Here is a 2,153-nt window from a genome sequence, read left to right on the forward strand (position 1 = left end):
GCGAACCCACCCAACTGCGCACCCGAGAAATCCTTCAGCGACCCCAGCAACCGCCCCATCGGAGTACGCGCCCCCGCCACGATCACAGAACCGCTCACCACTGCCTCCCGGTGCGTCTTCGTCGACTGCCACGTCATCGATGCGTCGCAGCACCATGATGGCCCCGCGGGCGCTTCCGGACCATACCCGCGATGGCACCCGGTGCCACCTGTGACGACTGCCATACCCAGGCGCTACGGATGACAGGAAGGTTCCCCTGCTCTCACCCGTCGCCGGCTCCGGTGACAGGAAAGTTCCCATGCTCCCAACACCACCCGCCCCGGCGATCCGGCCGCCGGATGACAGGAAGGTTCCCCTCCTCGCAAGCCCTGTCTCGCCCGGCCGCGCGTGGACGGCCGGGCGTGACAGGAAGGTTCCCCTGCTCTCAGCAGTTGCCGGTGCCGGTGGTGGTGTCGCAGAGGCTGGTTTCGGCGGCCCAGAACAGCTTCGTGCGGGCGTTGACACCGAGTTCCCGGGAGGCCGACACGTCGGTGTCCGCGCCGGAGTCGGCCTTCAGCCAGTACCGCACCTCGTAGTCCTTTCCGCCCTCCGCGTAGGTGAAGACGTAGAACGGTGCCGGGACCGGGGCCGGCCCGAAGTCGGGGGCGGTCCAGGCCTTTTCGCCCTCCGCCTCGCTCGGGTCGACGTACAGGCAGTCGTACTTGGTGCCCTCGAAGGTGCAGTCGCGCGGCTGAGCCCCGCCGTATCGGGTGACGCTGTCGTCCTTGGTGACGCCATCGGATTCCAGCCGCTGGTAGATCGTTTCGCAGGCGCCTGCGTCGCAGGCGTGCCAGTCCTTCCACGCGGTGGCGCGGGCGCGTGCGGTGGACGATCCGCCGTTGACCGCGTCGCAGAACTTGCCGACCATGTACGGCACCATCTTCTGCGCGGCGCCGACCGAGTCGATGGCGGTCGCGGCGGTGTCCCCGGCGCCGAGCCCGGCCGAGTCGAGCTGCCAGATGCCGACGCCCGGGTTGAAGAACAGGCCCTTGGCTCGTTGTTCGGGGTCGGCGAGGGAGGTCTGGTCGTCGTAGCGGGACAGGGTCATCGGCGACGGCGCCTTGCCGGATCCCGCCACCTCGGGCCACGTCGTGGACAGCGCCAGGTTGGTCGCGGCTTTGGCGCTGATCGTGCAGTCGGCCGCCCCGGCCGCCTCCTCGGCTGCGGCGCTCACCGCTGCGTACGGTTCGGTGCCGAACACCAGCGGTCCGGGCGCGACCCAGGCCCGGTCCCGGCGCAGTTGGTCCGCGCGCGGATTGTCGCCGCCTCCGCCGCTGGGCACGCCGTCGCCGCCGGCGGCCAGCGCGGCGGGTACGCCTAATCCGATGGTGACGCCGAGCACCGCCGTCAGGATCGCGAGCCCGCGAACCGGCCCGCGTTGCTTCTTCGCCATCCTCGCCCCTCTCAGGTGAATCAGCCACATGCTCGTGCGTAGCAAGGTCACCCGACTCCGCTCGTTGGGGCAATTCGATCTTCCGGATTTGCCGGTATTCCCGGAAAATGTGGTCGCGGGCTACGCTGCGGGCATGCGAGCGGACTTAACCGGCCTGGTCACGGCCGTGGATCACGTGGGCATCGCGGTGGCCGATCTGGACGCGGCCATCGCCTTCCAGCGGGACACCTTCGGATTAGAAGTCGCACACACCGAGGTGAACGAGGAACAGGGCGTGCGCGAAGCGATGATGCGGGCGCCCGGCGACGCCACGGGCGTGACGCAGATCCAGCTCATCGCGCCACTGCGCGACGATTCGGCGATCGCGAAGTTCCTGGACCGCAACGGCCCCGGCCTGCAGCAACTCGCCTACCGGGTGACGAACATCGACGCGGCCATGGCGGCGATCCGCGCCAAGGGATTGCGGCTGCTCTACGAGGAACCGCGCCACGGCACGGCGAACAGCCGCATCAACTTCGTGCACCCCAAGGACGCCGGCGGCGTCCTCGTCGAACTCGTCGAACCAGCCGAAGTCCACTGAGGACGCGGTCCGGGTCGTGAGTGCTTTGTGCCGCTACGGCAGCACGAAGCACTCACGACAGTGATGATGTTCGTGGTGACGCTGCTGGCGGGTCTGACCCGACTCACGACTGACGTCTCGACTGTCCTGTTTGGGATTTGT

General features: G+C 68.6%; 2 protein-coding genes. One reads left to right on the top strand and one right to left on the bottom strand.

Translation table 11 applies throughout. The annotated features are described in order from the left end of the window. Window positions 1-424: 424 nt before the first annotated feature. On the bottom strand, window positions 425-1,432 hold the full coding sequence (locus AC07FN_RS45795; protein ID WP_478401365.1) for a hypothetical protein: 1,008 nt from the start codon (window positions 1,430-1,432) through the stop codon (window positions 425-427). Between the two features lie 133 nt (window positions 1,433-1,565). Between AC07FN_RS45795 and mce the strand changes: the two genes are divergently transcribed. Next, on the top strand, window positions 1,566-2,012 hold the full coding sequence (mce, locus tag AC07FN_RS45800) for a methylmalonyl-CoA epimerase (RefSeq protein WP_478401366.1): 447 nt from the start codon (window positions 1,566-1,568) through the stop codon (window positions 2,010-2,012). Window positions 2,013-2,153 lie beyond the last annotated feature (141 nt).

It is taken from the genome of Saccharopolyspora sp. NPDC045941 (genome assembly GCF_056431445.1).

Bases quoted from the DNA above. Each gene is read 5' to 3' on its own strand.
- mce (WP_478401366.1), top strand. From the start codon at position 1,566: ATGCGAGCGGACTTAACCGGCCTGGTCACGGCCGTGGATCACGTGGGC.
- AC07FN_RS45795 (WP_478401365.1), bottom strand. From the start codon at position 1,432: ATGGCGAAGAAGCAACGCGGGCCGGTTCGCGGGCTCGCGATCCTGACG.